The sequence below is a fragment of the Arthrobacter sp. D1-17 genome (assembly GCF_054130535.1).
This window is the reverse complement of sequence record NZ_CP096382.1, coordinates 2,282,780-2,308,753: the sequence shown is the minus strand read 5'-3', so window position 1 is coordinate 2,308,753 and position 25,974 is coordinate 2,282,780. Positions and strand designations below refer to the sequence as shown.

The following is a 25,974-nucleotide window of genomic DNA, read 5'->3' as shown; positions in this document are numbered from 1 at the left end:
TGTGTGCTAGGCGCTTTGGCCAGGCCCTGGTAACTCTAGCTAAACCTGCTAACCACAGGGGACCGGGCCTCTCGTTCCAGGGTAAATCAATTCGGTTGTTTTCAAGGACAATGCAAGGAACCGGGTGTCAGCTTTGGGTGTGCCTAGCCGGACATCTGCGCGGCCTTGAGGATGCTCCAGTTCACAAGGGGCCATGAGGGAAGCCCTCGGCCGTCCAGACTTCCGCGGCCCTCAGGGAAGTCCCGAGCGTGAACTGGCACAGCAAGTCCTTGACAACGTGGTGTGAGCTGGCGCACTCTGTTGCTTATCGTGATTGCTGTTGCTGGTTATGGAACAGTACAGTTGCGTCCCCTACGAAGCAGAAGGTTCCACTATGCAGAAGGCAGGCCCGCGCAGTGAACTGGCACCAGGGGAAGCGTCTGGACACGTTTCCCCCGTCGCCGTCTTCCACACCGAGGGCGAGCTCTTTGCCATTGACGGCACGTGCACTCACCAGGACGCCTCCCTGGCCGACGGCTGGTCGAAGACTGCTGGGTCAATGCCCGCTTCACCTCATGCTTTTACCTGGGCACCGGGAGCGTCGAGGCGCGCCACTGGCCAAACTCCCGGTTCGTACACTAAGCAACAGCGATCGAACCGCGACATCATGATCATCGAATCCGACGGGGTTCCCAACCTCCCCCTGGCCTGACAATGGACGGCCGCATCTAATCCGCCAACACATCCATCAGAGGAATAGTTCATGGCAATAACCACTGGAGCCGCTCTTCGCGACGGCGCCAATGACCCTTCCGCTCCCGGCAATGACGCCGAAGTGGAACAGCTTGAGCAACACGAAGACGACGAGCGGATCCTGCAAGAATTGCGGGAGAGCGAAACGGACCTTTCGGCCGGAAGGCATCGTCTTGGCCTCTCACTCGAGGGCCTGGATAAGGTTATTTTCGGAGTGACAGGGGCCTTGGCACTGGCCTTTGTGGTCTGGGGCTTCACCAATTCCGACTCCCTCGGAGCGACTTCCACCGCTGCGCTGGCATGGGTAATCGAAAACACCGGCTGGATTTTCGTAAGCCTGGCTTCTCTCTTTGTCGTTTTCGTCCTGTGGCTAGCACTGGGGCGCTTTGGCAGTATCCCGCTTGGCAGGGACGGCGAGAAGCCCGAGTTCCGGACCGTGTCCTGGATTGCCATGATGTTCAGCGCGGGCATGGGCATCGGACTGGTGTTCTACGGCGTGGCCGAACCGCTCTACCACTACGTGGCCCCACCGCCCGGCACCGTGGCGGGCGTGACCCCGGAGGCAATTCAGACTGCCATGGCCACCTCCATTTTCCACTGGAGCGTCCATCCCTGGGCCATGTTCGCGGTTGTTGGCATCGCCATGGCCTACAGCACCTTCCGACTCGGTCGGCGCCAACTCATTTCCTCGGCATTTGCTTCCCTTTTCGGAAAGCGCGCGGATGGACCCGCGGGCAAGGTCATTAACGGTCTGGCTATCTTCGCCACCCTCTTCGGCACCGCTGCTTCGCTGGGCCTGGGAGCCCTTCAAATCGCCAGTGGATTGCAGTTTAACGGCTGGGTTGGCGAGATTGGCTCTCCCGTGCTGGTCCTGATTATTACCGCACTGACAATTTGCTTTGTGGCTTCCGCGGCCTCAGGCATTGCACGCGGTATCCAGTGGCTCTCCAACATCAACATGGTGCTTGCTTTGGCGCTGGCCGGAATTGTTTTCATTGTCGGGCCAACGCTGTTCATCCTGAACCTGATTCCCTCTGCAATCGGAGACTACGCAGGGGATCTGCCGTCCATGGCTTCCCGGACTGAGGCCGTAGGGGACGAGGCGCTTCGTGATTGGATGTCCGGTTGGACGATCTTCTACTGGGCATGGTGGGTGTCGTGGGCTCCGTTTGTCGGTATTTTCATCGCGCGCATCAGCCGGGGCCGCACTATTCGACAGTTCGTTACGGGCGTTCTGCTGGTGCCAAGCGTCGTTAGCGTCATCTGGTTCTCGATTTTTGGCGGCACTGCATTCGACATCCAGCAGCGTGCCAATGCCACGGCTGATGCTACCGACGGCTTGGTCAAAACGGTTGACGGAGCACCAAGCATCTCCTTCCAGGGCGCGTTGTTCGACCTGATCCGGAACCTTGAAGTCCCGCCGGCAGTCGGCATCGGAATTGCCCTGCTCGCCATGGTCTTGATCGGCATTTTCTTCGTCACCAGCGCTGATTCGGCCTCTATCGTCATGGGTTCCCTGAGCTCCAATGGACGCCTGGAACCGTCCAAGCGGGTGCTGATCTTCTGGGGAGTCCTGACCGGAGCCATCGCAGCTGTCATGCTGCTGGCCGGCGGAGACGACCCCAGCGCAGCACTAAACGGCCTTAAGAACATCACGATTGTCTCCGCACTGCCCTTCGCAATAGTCATGTTCCTACTTTGCTTCGCACTGGTCCGGGATCTGCGCCGCGATCCCATCGCTTTACGAAACCGCCTGGCGGAGTCCGTTGTCGAACGCGCCATCCGCACCGGTGTGAATGAACACGGCGGTGTCCAGTTCGATCTTGTGACTAAACATGAATCCGATGAACATCCTGACGGTGTGCGCAGCCCACACACGATGCAAGCAACAACGAGGGGAGACCAGTGACTCAGTTCTTCCAGGTCGCCTCACCAGCGCTCCGACAGCAGGGGCAGGGGCGAGGACGGCGGAGTTCGTCCTTACGCTGACGGGCCCCGAACGGCCCCGGCATCGTCCTGCCCGCCCGTGACCACATTCCTGTCCGACAATGGCTTCGACTTCGCGGAGCACCAGCAGTTCGATAACAACGTCCCTGGGAGCTACAGCTGATACGTAGTTCTCGCTTGTCAAGGGCACCGGGAAGCAGTCCCAAGATTTGAGTCCTCTTGGGACTGCTTCCTTTCGTGTTGCCGGGATTAGCTTGGTGAGCCCGAATTCCGTCCACAGCGGTAGTGGTCCGAGACCCGCTAAAAGATTTCATTCCTCGTCAGCCGGTCATGATGTGCGCGATGAAGTCGAAGGCATGGTCAACTCCCCGAAGCCTCGGACGTTCCAGGTCGCGACCAGCCAGTTCGTGTCGTCCTTGCGGGAGTGGTCGCGTACAAACGCAACCTTTGGCAAGGCCTCGCCCAGATCTGCGCCGGGCTCACCCAGGCCGCCCGGGGGAACAGCGTTGGCGCGCTCCGGCTCTTCGAGCGCGGTGCGGCCCGACTCGAGGAGTACGGTTCCGGCGAAGGGCCGACCTACGGGCTCGATTTGTCCGCCGTTGGGGATTGCGCGCGTGATCGGATAGGCGCCGGCCGCTGAGCTCGCGACCAGCATCCTCGCGGCCGGCGGCGGAGGGACTATTTTCCGGGACACTGCTGAAGTTTCCTTGACCGTTAACCTGTCCCATAAGGGGAACCTTGAGCGGGACGATATGGACGCCTGTTGGCTAGTCGAGGCGGGGGCAATGCCGCTGGAAGTTCCTAGAGCGGCCCAATCACTGAGACACTCGGTGAATTGCTCACTGAGGGAGTGCTAGATGCTGCATTAGAACGAGCCGACGCCCTAAAACGACGTGACGGTGAATCTTTGGGTCGCTTACTACATCGGAAGTTCTGCTGGATCTCACACAAGGGAGACCAGTTCGATCGCGATGCATACCTTCGATCCAACATAGAGGGCCAGAACACCTGGCGTGCTCAAACTCTCGAACAGCCCAGTGTCACGATGTTTGGTGCCACCGCCGTTCTTACCTGCATCGTTACAGACGACGTGTCAACGCCGGCCGGCAGGAACCGCTACGGTATGCCTATGACCCAGGTCTGGGTCCATGAAGGTGACAGATGGCTACTCGCTGCCGGACATGCAGGTCCGCGCCTTTAGCTTCCCAGGGGTGTGCGGGTCGGGCGGGAGCTAAGCCAACGAGGTCACCAACGATTGTTGGCTCATCAAAGGCGCAGTCAATGATGTCGTCGATGTGGAACTTCACTTCTTCATCAGGTTTTAGGAAGGCGAAGATCGCGTAATTGTCGAGAGTACCGACGAGTCGGTCACCTCTGCGGTGAGCAACGGTCACCCACATCCGTTCCCCAGGGAATCGCGCGACAGACCACATCAGCTTCACTTGGTCACCGGGACGGATAAGGGTCTTCAGATCGTCACTCGGCACCTCGAAGGTATCTGGTGCTTCCAGGTGGCATTGTCGATCCGTTCGCAGTCCGGACCGAGCCGGGTGCGCAGCTACAACGAACTTCTTCTTGGCTCGTCAGTAGCGGACATCGGCCTGCACCGCGAAGTGGTCCGACGCGTACGTGCCGCTCACCGGGCGGGTGCCGAGCAGCGCCGCGGCGAGTGGATGGCCGGTTCCGCCGCGCCTTGGTGCTGCCGTGAGGATGTAGTCGATCCGACGGTCGGGCCACAGCAGTTGAGTGGCCCAGGGATTGCTGTTAGACCGTGTGCAGCCCCGGCCTGCGTGGCCGGCCACTTCCCAGGCGTCGTAGAAGGACAGTCCCGAAACGGGTGCGGTGGCCCGGCCGGTCATCATGCGTATTTCGTCGCTGTCGGGGTCAGCGTTGCCGCGCGACGCGGACATGAGTCCTGACACGGTGGTCCTCGCGATGCGCGCCCATGCGCGGCCGGTCTCCGGCTGCGCAGACGAGCGACGTGTTGCGCTCAACCTCACGGACTCCCGACGCCCGGATGCCCAGCCAGTCACCTACCTGGCCCGGATATCTGCCCGAGCTGTAAGCATCGACAGATCGCTCGAGCCGGAACGGCCCGACGCCGAGGTGTCGGCCACTACCAGGGATTGGAAGGCATGCGTGATCGGCGGCGTCCCCCTCAATCGGCTGCCGGATGCCAGTATGTCCGGCAGCGACGACGCGGTGCAACAACTGATCGAGGCAACGTCGCTGACTGATCCTCCGGAGCCCTAAGGCTGGACGATCCGGTCATCCCGCGATACCAGGTTGCCCCGTTATCCCCTTGCGGGCAGCCGAACCCTTCTCCTAATCCGATGTGACGTGTCGCATAACCCATATGCCTCGAAACGAAAGCATACAAGACAGGTAGGCAGGAGTAGCGGCTGATCTGTCCGCCCATTGCGGGACGCGTTCTGCAGGATTGAAGAATCGCGACTAAGGGGTAAGCGAGGGTGAGACTTAGCGCTGCGCAAGACCGCCATTTACAGCTGCGATTCCTGTCGGAGGCAGGCCGCCCAAAGTTCCACATGGAACTCTAGCAGCCGCCAAGGTCCCAGGCCCTCAGGGAGGCGCTGAGCGCGCCTCAGGCTGGACCAGGTCTTGTTCACCGGCCTGATTCTGTGATTCTCTGAGCCACTACTGCTAGGCGGAGGTGGAAGGCATGAGCGACGCTGACAACAGCAGGCCGGGGGGTCCGGCGAAGGAGCCGGAGGAGAAAGAACCTCGTACGTGGCAGTCCGTTGCTGCCTCGGTCGCCAAGGGCATTACCGGCTTAGCAGGGCTGGGTGGCGCACTGGTTGCTATTTTTGCCTGGTTCCCGATGGCCAGGGACACGCTGTGGCCGAACCTGAAGGAATACGAGATCGTCTCGTCGCTCCACGCCGGTTACAGCGTGGATGCCTTTGACGCCGTCCTCGGCCCGCCGTCTATCGTGATGGAGCGTGAAGATGACGGGACAACTAAACGGCTGTACGTCAAGGACAACTACGTGGTGCAGACGGTTGCCCTGCCCTCGAAGCAGACGGTGCTCTACTCGGTCCTGTCCTGCGATCTGGGCTTCCAGCCGACCTTCACAAAGTTCGGTAAGTCGATCACCTTGAACGTCGCATCAATGGCCGCCCAGTCCACCGGGAGCAATGGTCCGGACGCACCTGTGAAGCTCTACTACGCCGCCCAGGACGAGGTGGGGATCATGAACGCGGAAAAGTTCCACTGGCGTGTAGAAGTACTCAGCGAAGATACCGACGGTTCCCAGAGCCGCGGCATCGGCTTCGGCGTAAATACCGTGTGCACAGCAGCAGGGCAGCCTGCGACCACCGTTAACTATCAGGGCCCTCTGGATGAGGCGCCTGAGGAGGTGAAGAACTTCAGAGCCGCGACAGCGCCGAACTTCTATGTCGAGACGTATGCATGGAGTTTTCCGACCTCCGCACTTCGGCAGGTGTCCCCGTACTACCAAGACTTGCCTACGCTGACGGTGGCAGCGGGCTCGTAGGAGTCCGGTATGAAAGTCGTCGTGGACTCCCTCGCCGAGGGCATCCACGGTAAGTAGCACCGGTGTAAATTGTGGGATGAAACCCAGGGAGACGTCATGAATGCGAGGGCACCTAGGCGAAGGCCTCAGGTCGTCGGCCGTAGCCCCGGGGACGCGAAGCCCAGCGAGGGTGACAGCTGGCGGCAGTGCTGGGTGAGCTTCATTTGAAGCTCACCGCTGAAGATCTGGTCCTCTAGACCAACTCCTTTGAGGCCGACCGGCCATCAATGTGCGCAATCTCCACGCCACCACAGCTGACTCTGCCATTGGGAAAACGGAGAACGGGGATGCCGATGATGCCGTCGCAACCGAAGCCCTGCTGCACAGGAGGTTTGCTGAGCAGCGCGTTAACAAAATGAACCTCCGCCGCAAATTCTTCTGCGTCACCCTTTCACAAAGTACTGAAGGAACACCACGTCGCTGGCCAGCCGAAATGGGTCGTCGGGAAACTACCTCGTGGTTCCGGTCGAGGAACCACTCGGTAAAAGCAAAAAGAAAGGGTGCGGACATTGTCCACACTGCAGGCTCCGAACCGGGTCTTATTGATGCCGGAGGCGCCCGTATTCCACATGTTTCCGGGACTTCCCAGTGCTTGCCAGGGGCTGGAGGACAGTTCGAGTCCCACCTCGGGCACAGTGTTTCCGCAGGCCACAGGCTTTTTCTTCGCTGAGTGTTGACAAGGCTTGACGCAGTCCTGCTTTGGTGAGGAAAGGTCCTGCAGCTGCTTGTGAAGTTGCATCAGTGACGTTCGGACAGAAGCACGCGGCCTCGCTCGGGGGCACCGGCGTCCGCTACCGAGTTGTTAGGAGAATCGCCAGCCACCCACGAACCCGTACGACTCCACGAAATTAAGGCGATACCGCCATCGCGCTCGTTCAGCCGGCGAGACATCTCATATCGCAAGTTTCGAGACGACTTCTAGGGTGAAGTCCTTGAGATGTCTTCACCGGGTAGTTTCGGGAGAGCCTGCAAAAATTGTGCGCGCAGGAATCCTGCGCCGGGACGGGCCAGTTGTGGTGCCGCTGGGGCAATTACCTGGCTTCCTAAAAACTCACGGGTCCGATTTTTTACGATCCTGCATGGTCCGGACGCTCCAGCAGCCGTGAGGCGGCGTAGCCGATGACCAGGCCCCAGAAGGCCGCGTGGATGTTGAAAAGGTTCAGGCCTGAGATCGTGACCACGAAGGTCACCAGCGCGCCCAGGGTGAAGGTGGTGGAGAAGGCGGTCACGAACGCCTGCTGGAGTGCCCGCAGCATGGCGATTCCGCCCAGGACCAGGACGAATTCCTTGGGCGTGGCCAGCATCAGCCGGGTCAGGGTGGGAGCCAGCGCCGCGCAGGCCAGTGCGAGGCAGCCGTAGGTCACCGCTGCAGTGTACTGGCGCTCTTTGGCTCCCGACGACGTCAACAGGGCGTTGGTGGGGCCGGTCACGCAGGCCGATATGGCACCTAAGCCGGCGTTCAGTACGGAGAACGCGCCGGACACAATCGCAAAAACGTTGACGGGCGGTTGGTGCCCGGCGGCGCGGAGCACGGCGATGCCTTGGCCGTTCTGGACGAACAGCACTGTCAGCGCCAGGGGAACCACGAGCTCCAGCTGCGCGGCCCAGGTAAACATGGGAGGGGTGAAGACCGGGGCGGCCAGGAGCGGTCCCGGCCGGCCGGGAACGAATTGCCCGCTGGCGGCAACGGCCAGGCATCCTGCCACCAGCGTGCCGAGGACGGGGGGAAGGAACTTTCCCAGGGCCGGAACGGCGGTTAGGAGGAGGAACGCTGCCACCATCGGGCCGGCTATGGCCAGATTGGATTGCGTTGAAGCAACAATGTCCGTGCCGAACTTAAGGAACACCGCGGCCACCATGGCCATGACGATTTGCATCGGCACCCTGGCCATGATTCGCCGGACCACCCCGGTCGCGCCCAAGGCCAGGATGAGCAGGCCGGCCGTGAGGAATGTGCCCACCACTTCCGGGAAGGACAGATGCTGCAGCGACGGCCCCAGCAGCACCGTGCCGGGAATGGACCAGGCAAACCCCAGCGGCTGCCGGTAGAGGAGCGACATGATGAGTGTCGCGGCGCCGCCGGAGAACAGGATGCCGAAAACCCACGAGGCGAGCTGGTCCTGGGTCAGCCCGCCCGCCGCGCCTACGGCCAGGGTGACGGCGATGGGCCCGGACGCGGTGAAGACCAGTCCGATGACGCCGTTGGACAGGTAGGGCAGGTCCACGTCGCGAAGGAACCGGCGAGGTCCGGCCGGACGGTTCCCGGGCCGTTCCAGGAGCGGTTGCTGTACTGGCGCGGGCACCGGCGCCGTTGTGGTCTGGGGATGGATTGGGGCTGGGTCCTGGCGGGAACTGGGCATCCTGGCTCCTGGCTGCGTGGGTAGAAAAGGCAGGCGCCCCGGGGTTACCGCTCCGGGGCGCCTGACGTTGCCGGGCTCAAGCCCGGCATCAGACAAGCAGGGGCAAGGACCTACTTGGTCTGGCCTTCCTTGGCGAGGATGTAGTTGTAGACAACTTCCTCGCCGGTTCCGCCGTCCGTCCGCGGTCGGGGGTCGAGCATCAGTTCGGGCTTGACAGCCGATGCGATGTCGTCTGCGTTGTGCGGGTCACCTGGGAAGTAGAGCTGCTGGGTGACGGGCTGGTAGCCGGGTGCCGACACCTTGATGTGGATGTGGGCCGGACGCCAGGCGTGCCAGCCGGCAGCCTTGATGAGCTGGCCGCAGGCGCCGTCGGTTGGAATCTGGTACGGCGCGGGGCGCATCGTGTTGATCTCGAAGCGGCCCTGGTCATCTGCCTTGACCGTGGCGCGGAAGAGCCATTCGGGCAGGCCCGGTGCGTACTGCGAGTAGAAGCCGGCGGCGTCAGCGTGCCAGATCTCCACCTGTGCGTTTTTGAGGGCGTTGCCGTTGGTGTCCGTGAACTGGCCGGTGAAGCGCAGGGGGGTGCCCTCTTCGCCGTCGCGCATATGGACGGTTGCCGGCGTAGAAAGCTCAGGGGACCCGGGCACGTAGTAGGGCCCCTCGATGGTTCCCTTGGTGCCGGGGCGCTCCTGGGAGTTCACGTCCTCCACGGTGTGCTCAAGCCACACGTCGAGGAACAGCGGCCACTCGCCGTCGGTACCCACCTTGATCAGCCACGCTTTCAGCGCGTTGTACTCCTCGTAGGTGACCTGGTGCTCAACGACGATGTCGTTGGCGGCCTTGATGAGGGCGCCGGCCAGCAGGCTCACGCGTTCCTTGGGCACGTGCAGTTCCGAGAGCTTGCCGGAGGCGGTGAAGCGCTCGGTGGCCTTCGAGCCGGCCTCAACGGCAGTGCCCTCGTTCTCGTTCCGGGTATTCACTTGGGTCTCAGTCATGGCGGTCTCCACCTTCGTCTTTGAATAGGGGCCAGGAGGTTCTCCTGCACCCGCCGCGGGACGCTGGCGCAGGGAACCTGCTGCCACGCGGCATCGCGTGATGTCTGTTTCATCGTAGGTCCCGGAATAAGGACGCTACAAATATCGATAATGCCCATTTTCAGTCATTATCGATACATAAAGGCACCCTTGGTCGACGCTAGGTGTTTGCCTGATGTGAGTCGGCTCACGAGAGGGAAGAATTGCCTCTAACGTCCGCCGCTGGCACCGATGCCCGGCCCGGACCTCCCGCCCATCCGTCCAGCAATCTCCAATGAAGGAGCACGCCATGACCGAGAACCTGATCCATGCCCGCGAGGTCCTTGCCGACGCCGTGATCGATGACCGTGAGAACGGCATCATCCGGGCCAAACGCGAGATCTTCACCGACCAGGACATCTTCGAACTCGAGATGAAGCACATCTTCGAAGGCAACTGGGTTTACCTCGCCCACGAGTCGCAGATCCCCAACGTGGGTGATTACTTCACCACGTACATCGGCCGCACCCCGGTGATGATCACCAGGGACAAGGACGAACAGCTGAACTGCATCGTCAACGCCTGTTCGCACCGCGGCGCCATGCTGTGCCGCCGCAAGACGGACAACCGCACCACCTTCACCTGCCCGTTCCACGGCTGGACGTTCAAGAACTCCGGCGAGCTGCTGAAGGTCAAGGATTCCCGGAACGCCGGCTACCCCGAGACCTTCAACAAGGAAGGCTCGCACGACCTCACCAAGGTGGCCCGCTTCGAGTCCTACCGCGGCTTCCTGTTCGGCTCGCTGAAGGCTGACGTGCTCCCGCTCGAGGAGCACCTGGGCGACGCCACCAAGGTAATCGACTCGATCGTTGACCAGTCACCTGAAGGCCTGGAGGTGCTGCGCGGTTCCTCCACCTACACCTATGACGGCAACTGGAAGGTCCAGGCCGAGAACGGCGCGGACGGCTACCACGTCACGGCCGTGCACTGGAACTACGCAGCCACCACCGCCCGCCGCAGCGCCGGTGATTCCGCGAACAAGACCAAGGCCATGGACGCCGGCAAGTGGGGCAAGGTCAAGGGCGGCTTCTACTCCTACGACCACGGACACCTGCTCCTGTGGCAGGAATGGACCAACCCCGAGGACCGCCCGCTCTGGGACCGCCGCGACGAACTGGTCCAGAAGTACGGCGAGGAGATGGCCAACTTCATGATCAACATCTCGCGCAACCTTTGCCTGTACCCGAACGTCTACATCATGGACCAGTTCTCCTCCCAGATCCGCCACTTCCGGCCGATTTCCGCGGACCAGACCGAGGTGACGATCTACTGCATTGCACCCAAGGGCGAGTCCCAGGAGAACCGCTCCAAGCGCATCCGCCAGTACGAGGACTTCTTCAACGCCACCGGCATGGCCACGCCGGACGACCTGGAGGAATTCCGCTCCTGCAACAAGACCTACTGGGCCACCAGCGCCCCGTGGAACGACATGACCCGCGGCTCCACCCATGAGATCACCGGCCCTGACGAGCAGGCCCAGGCCCTGGGCATGACCAGGGTGATTGCCTCCGGCGTGCGCACCGAAGACGAAGGGCTTTACCCCATCCAGCACGGGTACTGGAAGGAAGTCATGGACCGTGCCCTGGCGGAGCAAGAGGAGCGCTCCGCGCGGGATTCCGTCCCCGCCACCGCCTGACAGCGGCCGCGGGAACCAACAGACCACGGAACCAGAGCCCACCGGAACCACAGAGAGCGCAGAACCCATGAGCAACCTGACCCAAACCGCCCCGGTCCTGAAGACCGCGGAGGAGATCGCAACCCTCGAGACCGTCCGGGCGTTCCTTTACCGGGAAGCCCGCCTGCTGGATGACCGCCAGTTCGATGAATGGCTTGAGTGCTACCACCCGGACTCCGAATTCTGGATGCCGGCGTGGGACGTCGACGACCAGCTGACGCAGGATCCCCAGAACGAGATCTCCCTCATCTACTACGACAACCGCGGCGGCATCGAGGACCGCGTGTTCCGGATCAAGACCGACCGGTCTTCTGCCACCTCCCTTCCCGAGCCGCGCACGGGCCACAACATCACGGACATCGAGGTTTTGGCGGACGACGGCGGCCAGGTCCAGGTGCGCTTCAACTGGTTCACCCTCTACTTCCGCTACAACACGACCGACACGTACTTCGGCACCAGCTTCTACACGATCGACCTTTCCGGCCCGGAGCCGGTGATCCTGAAGAAGAAAGTGGTCCTGAAGAACGACTACATCCACCACGTGGTGGACGTCTACATGATCTGATCTGCCCGATGCGGCGCCCGGGGTTGCCGGGCGCCGCACGGCAGGTCCCACACCCGTGCCCGCCGGGCACGCCGGAACTTTTCCCGGGCCGCGACGGCGCGCGCCCGCCCAGTCAGGAGGACCCCATGGGCCACAAAGTAGCCCTCAGCTTCGAGGACGGCGTCACCAAAGTCATTAAGGTCGGCGACTACGAAACCGTCATGGACGCGGCCTACAAGGCGCGCATCAACATCCCGTCGGACTGCCGCGACGGTGCCTGCGGCACCTGCAAGGCGTTCTGCGATTCCGGCTCCTTCGACCCGGGGGACTACATCGACGACGCCATGACCGAAGAGGAGCTCGAAAAGGGCTACCTGCTGACCTGCCAGGCCGTCCCGGAATCCGACCTGGCCATCCAGATCCCGGCCACGTCGGAGTCGGCGAAGACGGCCGCGGCCACCTTCACTTCCACCATCAAGGAGCTCAACCGGCACACAGACACCACGGTGTCCTTCACCCTCGAGGTGGACAACCGGGACGCGCTGGCCTTCCTTCCCGGCCAGTACGTCAACCTCAAGGTCCCCGGAACCGACGCCGAGCGCTCCTACTCCTTCAGCAGCGGCCCCGAGGACCAGGACGCGTCCTTCATGGTGCGCGTGACCCCGCAGGGCGCCATGTCCGAGTACCTGCGCGACCGCGCAGCAGTGGGCGACTCCATCGACTTCACCGGCCCCTACGGATCGTTCTTCCTGCGCGAGCCCAAGCGGCCCCTGCTGCTCCTGGCCGGCGGCACCGGCCTGGCCCCGCTCCTGTCCATCCTGGAAAAGCTCTCCGAAAACCCGCCGTCCACCCCGGTCCACCTGATTTACGGGCTCACCCGCGAGGCGGACATCGTGGGCCTCGACTGGCTGCGCGCCTATGAAGCGAAGCTGCCCGGCTTCACCTGGGACTACATTGCCTCCGAGCCCGGCACGTCCGCCCCGCACACTGGCTACGTCACGCAGATCATCGAACCCGCGCACCTCAACGAAGGCGACGTGGACATCTACCTCTGCGGCCCGCCCCCCATGGTCAACGCCGTCTCCAAGTGGCTGGACACCGAAGGCATCCAGCCCGCCAACTTCTACTTCGAACGGTTCGCGCCGAAGGAGACCACCGGAGGCGACGCCGAAACGGGCGCCCCGGCGCCGGCTGAAAAGATCCAGGCCGCAGGCGACACGATGAGCCGCGGTGAGGCACTGTCCTCGCTGGAGACCGGCAGGCTGGATTTCCGCAAGGAGGACAGTTTCGCTCAGCTCGACGCACGCATGGGCCTGGAGCTTGCCGTCAGCGAACTGCTGCTGGGCCGGCTCACCGAAGAGCAGCTGCGCCAGTTCCGTCGGCTGGCCGAAGCCACCACCGGCTCGGTTGCGGGCGGCAACATCATCAATCCCGAGGAGTTCGCGCGCACCAACGAGGAATTCCACGAGTACCTCTTCATGATCTGCGACAACCCCATGCTCCTGGAGTCCTACCGCCGCCTGGACGTGCACGCCCAGATGGCCGCGGCATTCGAGACCGGAACGGCGATCTTCGAGCGCGTCACCCAGGACCACCTGGACATTGTGGACGCCTTCGAACGCGGCGACAAGGACCGCCTCCGCGCCGTCATCACCGCGCACGCCCACGACGCGAAGGACACCATGGCCGGGGCCATCGACGCCAAGGCCGCCCGCTGATGGCGGCGCCGTACGCCGGGCAATTCGTGACGCCCGGCAGGTTCGGCGGCAAGGTTGCCGTCGTCACCGGCGCCGCCCAGGGGATCGGCCAGAAGGTGGCCGAACGCATCGGTGCCGAAGGCGGGACAGTGGTCCTGGTGGACCGGGCGGAACTGGTCCACGATGTGGCTCGCGGCATCGAAGAGGCCGCAAACGCGTCCGGCTCCGGCGGCTCGGCCACATCCGTCACGGCGGACCTGGAGACCTTTGCCGGCGCCACCCAGGCCGTCAAGGCGGCGCTCGCGGCCCACGGACGCGTGGACGTGCTGGTCAACAACGTGGGCGGCACCATCTGGGCACGGCCCTACGAGGAATACGACGAGGAGAAGATCGAGAAGGAAATCCGCCGCTCACTCTTCCCCACCCTCTGGAGCTGCCGGGCGGTACTGCCGGTGATGCTCGAACAGGGATCGGGGACCATCGTCAACGTTTCCTCGGTGGCCACCCGCGGCATGCACCGGGTCCCGTACGCCGCGGCAAAGGGCGGCGTTAACGCCCTGACCCAGGCCTTGGCCATGGAGGTGGCCGGCCACGGCATCCGCGTGGTTGCCACCGCGCCGGGCGGCACCGAGGCGCCTCCGCGGAAGGTCAAGCGCGGGCCGGAAGCCCAATCCGCCACCGAGAAGGCCTGGTACCAGGTGATCGTGGACCAGACCGTGGAGTCGTCCTTCATGAAGCGCTACGGAACCCTGGACGAGCAGGCCGCGCCCATCGTCTTTCTCGCCTCCGACGAAGCGTCCTACCTCACCGGCAGCATCCTCCCGGTCGCCGGCGGGGACCTGGGGTAGCCCGTGGACGTCCGCCGGAAGGGGCGGGCAGGCGCTCCGGTAGACTTGCGGCCATGACTGCGGAGTCCGCCCACGGCGATATCGGTGCGGATTCGCCGCTGGTGGGCCGCGATGCGGTGTTCGAGGAGCTCCTGGAAACCCTCCGCACGGTCCGCAAGGGCAAGGTGGCCACCGTGGTCCTCACCGGCCCCTCGGGTTGCGGAAAAACCGCCGTGCTGGAGTCCTTCCTGGAGCATTGCCGCACCGGCGCCCGGGGCGTCCGCATCCTTTCGGCCATGGGCGATGAGTGGGAAGCGCAGTTTGCGCTCGCAGGCTACTCCCAACTCATGCTCACCTCGCCGCTGCGCTCGGCAAAGGCGTACGACGACGGCCCGCACCTTCCGGCTACGCCGGTCGCCGCCCTGGGCGCGGACCAAGTGGTCAACTACGCGTCCACCCTCAGCACCCACCTCGAAGGGCTGCAGTCGCACGGAAGCGTGGTGGTCGCCGTCGACGACGTCCACAAACTGGACGTGGAAAGCCTGCGAATCCTCACGTTCGTCATGCGCCGGCTGCACGGCAAGCGGATTCTTTTCCTGCTGACGCTCAATCCCGACGAGGCGCCGCGCATCCCCGCCGGCGTCCTGGACTTCCTGACCGGGCACCAAGTGGAGCGGATCCCGATGGAACCGCTCACCGCGCAGCAGGTCCAGGAAGTCGCCCGGCGCTTCCACGGCATTGACCTCAGCGTCACGGCGGCCCACGGGCTGGTCCGGCACACGGGCGGCCTGCCGCAGCCCGTGGTGGAGTTGCTGCGCGAACTGCCCCCGGAGACCTGGCTGACCTGGTTCCCCTCGCTGCCGCCCACGTCCAGGATCCGGGCCAGGGTGCGCAGCGTCCTGGACGCCGCCTCGCCCGGACTCGTTGCCGTCGCGGAGGCCGCGTCCGTGCTAGGGCGCAGCGCCGGACTGACGGAAGTGGCCGCGGTCAGTGGCGTGGCGTCCGTCCTCGAAGCCCTGGACGAAGGCCACCGCGCCGGCCTCCTGGGGCTGTCCGTGGACCAGGCGCGCTCCGCCGTCGTCTTCGTTGAACCCGGCACCGCCGAAGCGATTTACGAGCAGATTGTTCCCAGCCGCCGCATCGCGCTGCACCGGCTGGCCGCCGAGGCCGTGGAACCGGAAGGCGAGAAACTGGGGCACCGGGTTTCGGCAACGCCGGCCGCGGACCAGTCGCTGGCCGAAGAACTCGAGGATTTCGCCAACCGCCAGGCCGCCGTGGGGGCATGGCAGGACGTGGCGACGGCCCTGTTTTCCGCTTCCCGGCTTTCGTTGGAGATCCGGGCCCGCAACGACCGGCTCCTGCGCGCAGTGGACGCGCTGGTGGGGGCCGGAAACGTAGCCGAGGCGCAGACCTGGTCCGCAGCCGTTGACGCCCTGCCGCCCTCGCCGCTGCGCTCCTCGGTGCTGGGCTACCTGTCCACTGTGTCCGGCCAGAACGACAGCGCCCAAAGCCAGTTGGAAATGGCGTGGCGCACCAGCAACCCGGAGCGCGAACCGAAGGCCGCCGCCCAGGTAGCACAGCGTTTCGTCCTGCACGGGGTGGCATCCTGGGACGGGCCGATGATCACCGGCTGGGCGGAGCGTGCGATGGCCCTGACCGAGCCCGGGACGCCGGCGCACGTTGAGTCAGAAGCCATCTACGGCCTGGGCCTGTACGCGCGGGGCCGTCTGGGGGAGGCGGAGGCATCCTACCAGCGGGCGTTCGCGCACGCCGCCGAGAACGCGCAGAAGCAGCGGGTGCAGATGGGAGCTGGCTGGCTGGCGCTGCGGATGGACAACGTGGAAGCGGCCCTGGTGAACTTCGAGTCCGCCGCCCCCACCGAGTACCGCGGCGGGTCCCTGCGGATCTCCCTGTGGGCCGAGGCGTGGCTGGCCCGCACCCATCTGGTGCTGGGGAACTGGGATTCCGCGGCGGCCACCATCGCCCGCTCCAGTGTCCGCCTGGAAACCTCCCGGATGCCCCTGATCCGGCCCCTGCTGTACTGGACCGCCGCGGAGCTCTGGTCCATGCGCGGAGACTGGGACCGCGCCCGCTATTACGTCTCCCAGGCCGCGGTCCAGCCGGGAACCTACCGGGCCATGCAGGTGCCGGCCAGCCTGGCGCGGGCCCGGTTCCACGAGGCGCGGGCTGATTATGAAAGCGCCCTCGCCGTGCTGCAGCCGCTGACCGAACTGGACCCGTGGACCGAGGACCGGGTCTCGTTCTGGCCCTGGCAGGACACGTATGTTAACGCCCTGGTGATGACTGATCAGCTGGACACCGCCGACGCTTTCCTGACCTCCTTCGAGGGGTTGCGGCGCGAACGCGAAGTCCCCTCCGACATGGCACGGATGGCTTGGGCGCGGGGCCGGCTGCTGGCGGCCCAGGGGGATCCCGACGCTGCCAGGGAGCATTTCGAGGCCGCCTTGGGCCACCTCCGCGGGCTCAACCGGCCCTACCTGCGGGCCCGGATCAGCTTTGCTTTCGGGCAGAGCATGCGCCGCGCCGGCAAGCGGCGGCTGGCGTCTTCGGTGCTGCGTGCGGCACGGGACCTCTACGACTCACTGGGCGCGGCCACCTATGTGGAGCGCTGCGACAGGGAGCTCAAGGCGACCGGTCTCGACGTCGGAAATCTCCCTGACCCTGCCGATTCGGTACTCACAGCCGCCCGGGACCACCACGTCCAGCTCACCGCGCAGGAGCAGGCGGTGGCCGAACTCGTCGCCGGGGGTGCGACCAACAAGGAGGCGGCCCGGGCCCTGTTCCTCGCCGAGAAGACGGTGCAGTACCATCTCACGCGGCTTTACCGGAAGATGGGCATCCGGTCCCGCAGCGAGCTCGCCGCCGCGTTCCGGGCCGGGGACTGACCCGGAACGGCTGGTTGGTTCCTACTTCACGTCGGAGGGGTGCTTGGCCAGCGGCACCACCGAGATCTCCATGTACGGGAACAGCGGAAGGTTCTGCAGGATGTCGTGGAGTTCGTCGTTGGAATCCACGTCGAAGATCGAGTAGTTGGCGTATTCACCCACCACGCGCCAGATTTCCGGCCATTTCCCCGAGCGCTGCAGCTCCTGCGAGTAGGCCTTCTCCTTGGCCTTGATCTCAGCCGCCTCGGATGCGGGCAGGTCTGCGGGCAGTTTGACGTCCATATGGACCAGGTACTTCACTAATTTTCCTTTCGTGGAAGGGGTGGCTTAGCGGTCGCTGCGGTAGCGTTCAAGCTTTTCCTCGTTGACCCCGGTGCCCACGCCGGGGCCCTCGGGGACGCGGATGCGCCCTTCGATGATCTGCAGGGGTTCGGCCAGTAGATCGTCCGCCATGTCCAGGTAGTTGGACAGTTCCGCGGCGCGCTTTGCAGTGTGGGCGAACGCAGCGCCGAACACCACCGAAGCCACCGTGCCCACCTGGGTGTCGATCTGGTTGCCGATGTACACGTCGATGCCCATGCCCTCGGCCATCCCCACGATCTTGGCAGCCTCGGTAAATCCGGAGCGGGCCGTCTTGACCGCGAGCAGGTTGGCCCCGCCGTTGAGGATTTCCCGGGCGGCCTCTCCAAGGTTGGGGGCGGATTCGTCCGCGGCGATGGGGATGGGGGAGTTGGCAACGAGCCGACGGCGGCCCAGGACTTCGCGGGCGTCGTCCGGCTCCTCGAGGAACTGCAGGCCCAGGTCCGCGGTGCGGCGCAGCACCTCCGCGGCCTCATTCGCGGACCAGCCCCGGTTGGCGTCCATATACAGTTCGGCGTCCCCGCCGAGGCCCTCGCGCAGCACGCGGGCCGCCTCGACGTCCAGGTGGAGGGGGCGCCGGCCGGTCTTGAGCTTGAAGGTGTTGATGCCGTAGGTCTCGCGGAACTCCAGTGCCAGGTCGAGCAGTTCCTGGGCGGGCTTGAAGCCGAGCATGTGGGAGACCCGCAGCGAGTCGGTGTAGCCGCCCAGCAGCTTGGTCACCGGCTGCCCCAGCGTCTTGCCGATGACGTCCCACAGGGCGATGTCCACGGCGCCCTTGGCGGTCTGGTTGTGGATGGTGCGGTAGAGGATCTCCTGGATCTTCTCCCGGTCAAAAATGTCGACGCCGATCAGTTGCGGAGCGAACACATCCTGCACCACCGCCACGATGGACTTTTGCGTCTCACCATAGGTGTACGGGCGCGGCGGGGTGTCCGCGAGGCCCACCACGCCATCGTCCGTGCGGAGGCGGACCAGCACGTGGTCCGCCTCGTGGACGGATCCGGAGGCGAAATGCAGCGGGTGGCGATAGGGGATCGAGTAAGGAATCGCCTCAATGGCTGCGATTTTCATGACTGGGAAAGCCTTTCATCAGTGGGAAGCGGGACGGGCCCGGGGGCTGGGTCGGGCAGCGGCTGAGCGGCTGTAGCGGCGCCGACGACATCCAAAAAGTTCTGCAGCAGGGTGGAGTGGTTTCCGCGCAGCCAGGCGACAGCGAGTTCCACGGTAGGGACGTTTTCGATCTCCCGGTAAGCAACGCCGTCGAGCTGGAAAGCCCGCACCCGGGACGGCATGACCGCCACGCCGCCGCCGGCGGCAACGAATGCCAGCATCGTGGAGGTCTCACCAACAACTTGAGTGATGCGCGGTTGGAAGCCGGCCTGGCGGCACAGGTCGGAGGTGATGCGGTAGAGCACGGACTCGGGCGCATATGCGATGAAGTCCTGGTCCTGCAGTTCATGTATCGCCACAGACCTGTCCTCCGCCAGCGCGCTGAATGAGGGAACCGCGACGACGAGCGGCTCCTGGGAGACGACGCGGTAGTCGATCTCCTGGGATGAGACGGGGGGACGCAGCAGTGCTGCGTCCAAAGTTCCGTCGCGGAGACCTGCTTCCATGGACGGGGTGAGCATCTCGCCGTTCAATGCCAGGGACAGGCCGGGAAGGACCTGCTTGGCAAGGCGTGCGATCTGGGGCATGACGCCGTAAGTTGCAGAGCCTGAAAATCCCACCCGGAGGACCCCGGTGGCACCCTTGCCCACCTGGTACACGTCCGCCTCCAGCGTCCCTATGTCGTTGACGATCTGCCGGCCCCGCTCAAGCAGGAGCTGTCCCGCGGCCGTGAGGTCCACGCGCCGCGTGGTGCGGTTGAGCAGGCGGACCCCCAGCTGCTCCTCGAGCTGGCGGATCTGCTGGGAGAGGGGCGGCTGGGCCATGTGGAGGCGCTTGGCCGCCCGGCCGAAATGCCGCTCTTCCGCCACCGCAATGAAGTAGTTCAACTGCCGGATGTCCACTGTGGTGCCCTCTCATGCGTATGCCAAGGGCCAGCCTTGGACGTGTATTGATTCAAAGAATAACCCTAAAAGGACGTACTAGTGCATTCTTTCGACTCAATGACGTCCAAGGCGGACCGCTGCACGCTACTGGGGCTGCTTCGCCGTGACGTTGGGTTCGGTGCGGTGCCCGGCGATCTCCTCGACCTTGTGTTCGGCTTCCTCCAGCTTGCGCTGGTGCGGGACCAGGACCGTGACCAGGGCGCCAAGGAGGGCAACGACGCCATAGATGTAGAAGGCTGTGGAGCCGCCGATGCCCGCTGCCGCGAGCCAGCCGCCGATGATCGGGCCCAGTACGCCGCCCAGCCTGCCCACGCTGGCGCACCAAGCCACGCCGGCCGCGCGGGCGTTGGTGGTGAAGTAGTTGGACTGGAACCCATAGATCAGCACCTGGGTGCCCAGTGTTCCAACGCCGGCCACAGCAATGAACGTGAAGAGCATCGGCAGCGGGAAGTTGAAGGTCATGAGGACCAGCGAAACGGTGGCAAGCCCGAAGGTTGTGGCGATGACCCGCTGCGGGCCGCTCTTGTCCGCCAGCCGGGAGGCGACCAGCCCGCCCGCCACCGCGCCGAGGTTCAGCGCCAGCGGGAAGAACAGGGAGTAGGTCCGGCCGTAGCCGTAGCCCTCCATGATCTTGGGGAGCCAGGTGTTGAGGCCGTAGGTGAGGAGGAGGCCGCAGAAGGACATGAGCCCCAGCAGGATCGAGGCCAGCGCGAACTGCCTGGAGAAGACTGCGGCGAACCCGGACTTCAGCGGCGCTGCGCCCGTGTCGAGGATGACGCGCTCTTCAAGCAGCGGCACGCCGGTGCGCTTCGCGGCGGCCAGGGCCTCCTCTTCCCGGCCGCGGGACAGCAGCCAGCGGGGGGACTCGGGGAGTTTGCGCCAGGCGATGGGGAGCAGGATGACCAGCGGCAGTGCGCCGATGATGAACAGCCCCCGCCAGCCGAGACTCTCGTGGAACAGGATGCCCATGACGGAGGCGGCCACGCCGCCTGCCGGGACGCCGGAGTACACGATGGCGTTGTAGAACTGGCGGCGTCCGGCGGGTGCAAATTCGGCCATGGTGGCGCCGGCGCTGGCGATGACAACGCCCAAGCCAAGGCCCGTGATGAACCGCATGGCACCGAAGGCCGGCACGGTGGTGGTCAGTGCGGTGATGAACATGCCCACCGAGAACCAGGCGATGCCGAGGAGCATCAGCCGGCGGCGGCCGAAGAAGTCGCCCACGGCGCCGCAGACGAGCGATCCCACCAGCACGCCGATGAGGGCCCAGGAGCCCAGGAGGCCGGCGGTGGCCACATCGAACTTCCCGATCTGGCCAGGGTCCGCCAGGAGTCCCGGCAGGACGGTGCCGTAGATGACCAGGTCGTAGCCGTCAAAGAGCAGGGCTGTGCAGATGATGAAGGCCACCCAATTGGCGGTGCGGGCCTCCTTTTGTGGATTGTCAGCGATAACCGCGTGCGGTTGTGTCATGTCCGGCTCCTCTCAGGGTGATTGCGTGCGCTGGCGCGACTCTGGGCCAGCGGCCGTTTCCGGGTTCCTTTCAGCCTGACAGGTGTGTGACACAGGACATATGAGGGAAATACCCGGAGTTCCGCTCGGGGGTTATTAATCATTTTCCTGTCACTAATAGGCCGTTTTTTTAGATGAATAGCTATAAATGGCCGCCTGCGGGGCGGCTGCGTGCCACGCGTGCCGGCTGCCGTCCCCCGTTATCAATCGAGATGATCCCGGTATGGAAAAATGGCGCCGGAACAGTAGTCCCGGGGGCGGCCCGCAGCTAGGCTGGCGGGATGATCACTCCCGCACGCCTGCACTCGGACCTGTCCCGTCTGGGCAGGGAAACCGGCATGTTCCTTGCCACCGTCGCGTCCCTTTCGGACGATGAAATGGCGGCCGCGCCGCTGTGTGAAGGATGGTCCAGGGCGCACGTGATCGCCCACGTCGCCGCCAACGGGCGGGCGCTGGTCCAGCTCATCGACTGGGCCGCCGCGGGAGAAGAGCGCCGGTTTTACGCCTCGCCCGAAGCCCGCGCCGGTGCCATCTCCGCCCTGGCAGCGCTGCCCCGGGAGGAGTTGCTGGAGGACTTGCGGGCCTCGGCCAAACACTTCGCAGAGCAGGCGCAGCGGCTGGCCGGCACGCTCGTTGCTCCGGAAGTCCAGGTTAACGGCTGTCCACTTCCGGCAACGTCCATCGTGGCGCTCCGGATCGCGGAAGTGGTGGTGCACCACCATGACCTGGACACCGCCTGGACAATCGAGGAAGCCGACCCGGACTCGCTGCTGGATGCCCTCGAGGCCGTAGTGCGTTCGCTGGGCGCCAAGGATGTGCCGGGCATGACCCTGGTCACCGAGGAACGCGACCAGTGGATTATCGGCAACGGCGCGCTGCGCGTTGAGTCCGACCGTGAGGGCCTGCTCCAGTGGCTGGCGCGCGGTGATGCCGCGCATATCGAGGCGGCAGGCCCGGTGCCGGCATTGCCGCGCTGGTGAGCCGGCCGGCAGGAAGGGCTGGGGCCGGCATCCCATCGAGGGACATGCATGGTCCGGCGGGATTATTTTCTTTGCTCCACCGCTTCTGCAATTCTTTCTGCTGCCCGCACCACCTGGCCGCCAAAGTCCTGGTCCGGTGACTTAACCGCCCTGGCCAGGGCCGCGGCGGGGCCTACTCAGGTGTGGGGTGGCGGGTTCAGGACCCTGGCTAGTGGGCCTTCCACCTGCTGTGGTGGGGTTGCGTGCTTCCCTCGTTCTGGTGCTGTCGGGCCGGTCGTGGTTGGCCAACACCTGTTCATGGTTCTAGGGTGCGGGTGCAACATGACCTGGCCGGCCTATATTCTGAACTTTTCTGAGGGGAGGTCGTCGGGGACGTCCTGGCGTATCGCATGTCGGCCCTTTGTCCTGTCAAAGGGGATGTGGACAATGTCCACACTTAAGTCTGCTTTAATGGGTCCCTCTTGTGAGGTAGGCGTGGAAGAGAGTCTCGGATCGTCAGCGGAATGTAGCCCTGATTGCCCCAGTGGAGCGGCCCATTGACCATAAAGTTCAAGGTGACTGTTAGCTAGCTGCTTTGGCTTCTGGTCGCAGCATCGATCCAGAGCCTTCTTAGGCTGATGCCAGAAAAGACTCCCAAGTACCGTCTTGACGTCAGGTTTGGGTGTATTTCCATTTTGATAGGGGCCTGCCAGGGGGCTCTGGTCCGCTAAGTAGAAGCTACCCAGTCGGAGCCAACATCGCGCCAAGCGCGGTCGATGCCTTCCAGTACGCCAGTCTCAAGGGGACCTCGGCTGGCTGCTGTGATGTTTCGGCGCAGATGAGCCAGCTTTGCTGTGCCGACAATTGCGGTGTGCACACCGGGCGCGTACGCAGTGAAGCGTAAAGCGAACTCTGTCCAATCCATGTCGCCTGGGTCAAGTTGGAGAGCCTGAAGCCGCTCCCAGTAGAGTTCTGCGTAGTGGCCGCTTGGCCGATCGGGGAACCGCCAAGGTGCGTTCGCGATGGGGCGCTTGGCGATCACTCCTAGTTCGGGCCGCCTGGCGAGAACGTGTCTGAGATTCCACTGGTCAGCTATGTTGACACTTGTTTCGATGGAACCGAAGCGCCCGGATTCCACCGCATGCTAGAGGTTCATTGTCGCCGCTGTAGCCTGCGACACCGATTTTGCCAGCAGCGACGGCTTCATCAAGGGTGTCCTGCAGGTCACCACGCCGCAGAATTTCGATGGGGCAGGAGTGCAGATAGAAGATATCGATCTGTTCCGACTGTGTCAGGCGCAATGAACGCTCGATACTTGCCAATACGCTTCCTGGCGACCAATCCGGTTGACCATTGATCTTGGGTCCACCTTTGGTTGAAAGCACGAACTCTTCCCGACGTCGGCCGAGGTGCCGGCCGATACGCTCTTCGCTCAGCCCGTAACTAGCGGCGGTATCGATCAGCGTTACTCCGAGATCCAGTGCTCCGTTAAGCACCTCGGCGGCTTCGGCCTCGGTAACATCGTTTTCACCAACTTGACCGGCGCCGAGCCCGACGACGGAGACGCTGAAAGTAGTGTTACCAAAGGGCCTTCGCTCCAACATGCATTCACTCCTGATCTAATGACCGCCCGCACCCTTACCCGTGCGTTGCAACTTCTTGCTAGCGAAGACGGTATTGACTCGTATGTTTCCCCCAACCGGCTGGGGTCAGGCGCTCAACCTTCTAACGTGCCGGGCCGCTTTAACGAGGGACCGCGTATTTCGGGCCAGCGGCCAGCGGCCAGTGGTCAGCGTTGAGCGTCCTGTGCGTTAGCATCCAGCGCAACCGGGGTTGCTCGTGCCGTGGATCGCAACCTCGAGTTCGAGCTTTCCGCTGGTACGTCCAGATGTCGGATGGCATCTTGCGGGCCAAGGGCGTCCGCCGTGACCCGCAAGACTGGAAGCACCTGCAAATTCCGCCCAGTATGGGCGGTTAGGGGCTCAGCGCAGCCAGGCCGTGGTGTTGGCCGGCAACTTGCCGTCCTCGAGGATTGCGCTGCTGACCAGGACGGTGCCTGCCGGCAGGTCGATTGCCGTGTCTCCGAAGTTGGTCACGGACTGCCAGCCGCCGGGTCGGCGGAAGTGCAGGACCTCGGGGTTGCCGGACTCGACCCATTCGAGCTCTTCGTCGGCTTGGAGTTCACGGCGCAGGCGAAGTGCGCTGCGGTAGAGCTCCAGGGTGGAACCTTCGGTCCCGTCCTGGGCCTCGACGGCGTACTTGCTGAACCAGTCCGGCTGGGGCAGGTGGGCTCGGCCGTCGCCGAATCCAAAGGAGCTGCCTTCAATACTCCAGGGCAGGGGCACGCGGCAGCCGTCGCGGCCGATCTCGACGCCCTTGTTGCGGAAGAAGGCGGGGTCCTGGCGCTCGGAGTCAGGGATGTCGGCGACTTCCTGGAGGCCGAGTTCTTCACCCTGGTACAGGTAGGCCGATCCGGGCAGGGCGAACATCAGCAGGGACGCGGCGCGGGCGCGGCGCAGGCCAAGCTCGACGTCCAGTTCTTGGGCCGGGCCGCCTGCCAGGAGCCAGGCTTTGCCGTCCTGGCCTTTGGGTTCCGTTGCCGTGACGTCCTGGGCGGCGTTGGTTCCCTGGGCTGCCGTGGCGTTGCCCTTGGGCAGTCCGTAGCGGGTGGCGTGGCGGACAACGTCGTGGTTGGAGAACACCCAGGTCGAGGATGCCCCCGTTTCTTTGGCCGCGATGAGGTTGTCCATGATGATTTTCTTGAACTTCGGGGCCTCAAAGTCGGCCTGAAGGAGGTCGAAGTTGAAGGCCTGGCCGAGACCTTCAGGGCTGGCGTAGCGGGCGCGGCGCGTCTCGTGGACCCAGGCCTCGGCGACGGCGGTGCGAGGCGGGTTGTACTCGTTGAAGAGCTTGCGCCACTCGGCATAGACCTCGTGGACCTCGTCGCGGTCCCAGAAAGGGTGTGATCCGTCAATGAACCCGTCCGCGCCGGCTTTGGCTTCCAAGTCCGCCTTCAACGGCAGCGGCTCTGAGAGATCCTTTGCCATGCCGTGGGCGACGTCAATGCGGAAGCCATCAACGCCGCGGTCGGACCAGAAACGCAGCGTCTTCAGGAAGTCCTGGCGAACCTCGGGGTTGTCCCAGTTAAAGTCCGGCTGCTCCTTGGCGAAGATGTGCATGTACCACTGGCCGGGGGTGCCGTCCGGCTCGGTGATGCGCTCCCAGACTGGTCCACCGAACACCGAATCCCAGTCCGACGGCGGCAGCTCGCCGTTTTCGCCTTTCCCGTCGCGGAAGATGTAGCGGTCGCGTGCAGGTGAGCCTTTCGGGGAGGCGAGGGCTTCCCGGAACCATTCGTGCCGGTCGGAGGAGTGGTTCGGGACAATGTCGGCGATTAGCTTGATGCCGGCGGCGTGCAGGGCAGCCACCATCTCGTCGAAGTCCTCGAGGGTGCCGAGTTTTGGGTCTACGTTGCGGTAGTCGTCCACGTCGTAGCCGCCGTCGGCGAGGGCTGACGGGTAGAACGGGCTCAGCCAGACGGCGTCGATTCCAAGTGACTTCAGGTATGGGACCTTGGCGGTGATGCCCTTGATGTCTCCGATGCCGTCGCCGTTGGAGTCGGAGAAGCTGCGCGGGTAGATCTGGTAGACGGCTGCTTGGCGCCACCAGTTCGGGTCGGCCATGCGTTCGGATTCAGAGGAGGTTGCCATAGTGGCGGTGGTGGACAAGGTGTTCCTTCTTTTCCTGTTGATCTTGAATTTTGCTGTTGGTGAGTTGG

The 25,974-nt window shown here is 64.2% G+C and carries 22 protein-coding genes; 12 read left to right on the top strand and 10 right to left on the bottom strand.

The window, feature by feature from the left end; all coding sequences use genetic code 11:
- The first annotated feature begins 373 nt into the window (after positions 1 to 373).
- Positions 374 to 691, top strand: a complete 318-nt coding sequence (locus tag M1E01_RS10720) for a Rieske 2Fe-2S domain-containing protein (RefSeq protein WP_457971596.1) — start codon at positions 374 to 376, stop codon at positions 689 to 691.
- A 51-nt stretch (positions 692 to 742) separates the two neighbouring features.
- Positions 743 to 2,641, top strand: coding sequence for a BCCT family transporter (locus tag M1E01_RS10715; RefSeq protein ID WP_457971595.1), 1,899 nt, complete (start codon positions 743 to 745; stop codon positions 2,639 to 2,641).
- A 366-nt stretch (positions 2,642 to 3,007) separates the two neighbouring features.
- On the opposite strand, the gene M1E01_RS10710 is transcribed toward M1E01_RS10715, so the two are convergent.
- Complete coding sequence (locus M1E01_RS10710) at positions 3,008 to 3,373, bottom strand: hypothetical protein (protein WP_457971594.1); 366 nt, start codon at positions 3,371 to 3,373, stop codon at positions 3,008 to 3,010.
- 156 nt (positions 3,374 to 3,529) lie between these two features.
- Here M1E01_RS10710 and M1E01_RS10705 point away from each other — a divergent pair, with 156 nt between their 5' ends.
- On the top strand, positions 3,530 to 3,880 hold the full coding sequence (locus tag M1E01_RS10705) for a nuclear transport factor 2 family protein (RefSeq protein WP_457971593.1): 351 nt from the start codon (positions 3,530 to 3,532) through the stop codon (positions 3,878 to 3,880).
- Positions 3,881 to 4,262: 382 nt separating this feature from the next.
- On the opposite strand, the gene M1E01_RS10700 is transcribed toward M1E01_RS10705, so the two are convergent.
- Positions 4,263 to 4,601, bottom strand: a complete 339-nt coding sequence (locus M1E01_RS10700; protein ID WP_457971592.1) for a hypothetical protein — start codon at positions 4,599 to 4,601, stop codon at positions 4,263 to 4,265.
- Here M1E01_RS10700 and M1E01_RS10695 point away from each other — a divergent pair.
- The 3 genes from M1E01_RS10695 (at position 4,588) to M1E01_RS10685 (ending at position 6,902) form a co-directional block, all read left to right on the top strand.
- Positions 4,588 to 4,932, top strand: coding sequence for a hypothetical protein (locus tag M1E01_RS10695; RefSeq protein ID WP_457971591.1), 345 nt, complete (start codon positions 4,588 to 4,590; stop codon positions 4,930 to 4,932). The genes M1E01_RS10700 and M1E01_RS10695 overlap by 14 nt on opposite strands.
- 427 nt (positions 4,933 to 5,359) lie before the next feature.
- Positions 5,360 to 6,193 carry an ETEC_3214 domain-containing protein gene (locus tag M1E01_RS10690; RefSeq protein ID WP_457971590.1) on the top strand — a complete coding sequence of 278 codons (834 nt, stop codon included), beginning with the start codon at positions 5,360 to 5,362 and terminating at the stop codon, positions 6,191 to 6,193.
- 268 nt (positions 6,194 to 6,461) lie between these two features.
- Positions 6,462 to 6,902, top strand: coding sequence for a GIY-YIG nuclease family protein (locus M1E01_RS10685; RefSeq protein WP_457971589.1), 441 nt, complete (start codon positions 6,462 to 6,464; stop codon positions 6,900 to 6,902).
- A 397-nt stretch (positions 6,903 to 7,299) separates the two neighbouring features.
- Here M1E01_RS10685 and M1E01_RS10680 read toward each other — a convergent pair whose 3' ends face one another.
- A complete protein-coding gene (locus tag M1E01_RS10680) occupies positions 7,300 to 8,457 on the bottom strand; it encodes a benzoate/H(+) symporter BenE family transporter (protein WP_457971588.1) in 1,158 nt (385 codons plus the stop codon).
- Positions 8,458 to 8,702: 245 nt separating this feature from the next.
- Positions 8,703 to 9,587 carry a catechol 1,2-dioxygenase gene (gene catA, locus M1E01_RS10675; protein ID WP_457971587.1) on the bottom strand — a complete coding sequence of 295 codons (885 nt, stop codon included), beginning with the start codon at positions 9,585 to 9,587 and terminating at the stop codon, positions 8,703 to 8,705.
- 328 nt (positions 9,588 to 9,915) lie between these two features.
- On the opposite strand from catA, the gene benA reads away from it, so the two are divergent.
- The 5 genes from benA (at position 9,916) to M1E01_RS10650 (ending at position 17,314) form a co-directional block, all read left to right on the top strand.
- Entirely contained in the window at positions 9,916 to 11,301 is a 1,386-nt protein-coding gene (gene benA / locus M1E01_RS10670; RefSeq protein WP_457971586.1) for a benzoate 1,2-dioxygenase large subunit, read from the top strand.
- 67 nt (positions 11,302 to 11,368) lie between these two features.
- On the top strand, positions 11,369 to 11,905 hold the full coding sequence (gene benB, locus M1E01_RS10665; protein WP_457971585.1) for a benzoate 1,2-dioxygenase small subunit: 537 nt from the start codon (positions 11,369 to 11,371) through the stop codon (positions 11,903 to 11,905).
- 125 nt (positions 11,906 to 12,030) lie between these two features.
- Positions 12,031 to 13,602 carry a benzoate 1,2-dioxygenase electron transfer component BenC gene (gene benC / locus M1E01_RS10660; protein WP_457971584.1) on the top strand — a complete coding sequence of 524 codons (1,572 nt, stop codon included), beginning with the start codon at positions 12,031 to 12,033 and terminating at the stop codon, positions 13,600 to 13,602.
- Complete coding sequence (locus M1E01_RS10655) at positions 13,602 to 14,429, top strand: 1,6-dihydroxycyclohexa-2,4-diene-1-carboxylate dehydrogenase (protein ID WP_457971583.1); 828 nt, start codon at positions 13,602 to 13,604, stop codon at positions 14,427 to 14,429. Before benC ends, M1E01_RS10655 begins: the two co-directional genes overlap by 1 nt.
- 53 nt (positions 14,430 to 14,482) lie before the next feature.
- Positions 14,483 to 17,314: an AAA family ATPase gene (locus M1E01_RS10650; RefSeq protein WP_457971582.1), complete on the top strand. Its 2,832-nt coding sequence runs from the start codon at positions 14,483 to 14,485 to the stop codon at positions 17,312 to 17,314.
- A gap of 21 nt (positions 17,315 to 17,335) precedes the next feature.
- Here the strand turns inward: M1E01_RS10650 and catC are convergent, their stop codons facing one another.
- From catC to M1E01_RS10630, 4 genes are all read right to left on the bottom strand, one after another.
- Positions 17,336 to 17,614, bottom strand: coding sequence for a muconolactone Delta-isomerase (gene catC, locus M1E01_RS10645; protein WP_457971581.1), 279 nt, complete (start codon positions 17,612 to 17,614; stop codon positions 17,336 to 17,338).
- A gap of 27 nt (positions 17,615 to 17,641) precedes the next feature.
- On the bottom strand, positions 17,642 to 18,745 hold the full coding sequence (locus tag M1E01_RS10640; RefSeq protein ID WP_457971580.1) for a mandelate racemase/muconate lactonizing enzyme family protein: 1,104 nt from the start codon (positions 18,743 to 18,745) through the stop codon (positions 17,642 to 17,644).
- A complete protein-coding gene (locus M1E01_RS10635) occupies positions 18,742 to 19,686 on the bottom strand; it encodes a LysR substrate-binding domain-containing protein (RefSeq protein ID WP_457971579.1) in 945 nt (314 codons plus the stop codon). The genes M1E01_RS10640 and M1E01_RS10635 overlap by 4 nt, the downstream gene beginning before the upstream one ends.
- A gap of 126 nt (positions 19,687 to 19,812) precedes the next feature.
- Positions 19,813 to 21,198, bottom strand: a complete 1,386-nt coding sequence (locus M1E01_RS10630) for an MFS transporter (protein ID WP_457971578.1) — start codon at positions 21,196 to 21,198, stop codon at positions 19,813 to 19,815.
- A 320-nt stretch (positions 21,199 to 21,518) separates the two neighbouring features.
- Between M1E01_RS10630 and M1E01_RS10625 the strand changes: the two genes are divergently transcribed.
- Positions 21,519 to 22,217 (top strand): maleylpyruvate isomerase family mycothiol-dependent enzyme, encoded by a 699-nt coding sequence (locus tag M1E01_RS10625; RefSeq protein WP_457971577.1) that lies wholly within the window; start codon positions 21,519 to 21,521, stop codon positions 22,215 to 22,217.
- A gap of 1,067 nt (positions 22,218 to 23,284) precedes the next feature.
- Here the strand turns inward: M1E01_RS10625 and M1E01_RS10620 are convergent.
- Both M1E01_RS10620 and M1E01_RS10615 read right to left on the bottom strand, forming a co-directional pair.
- Positions 23,285 to 23,800, bottom strand: coding sequence for an aldo/keto reductase (locus M1E01_RS10620; RefSeq protein WP_457971576.1), 516 nt, complete (start codon positions 23,798 to 23,800; stop codon positions 23,285 to 23,287).
- A gap of 378 nt (positions 23,801 to 24,178) precedes the next feature.
- Positions 24,179 to 25,924, bottom strand: coding sequence for a glycoside hydrolase family 13 protein (locus M1E01_RS10615; RefSeq protein ID WP_457971575.1), 1,746 nt, complete (start codon positions 25,922 to 25,924; stop codon positions 24,179 to 24,181).
- Between the last annotated feature and the right edge of the window lie 50 nt (positions 25,925 to 25,974).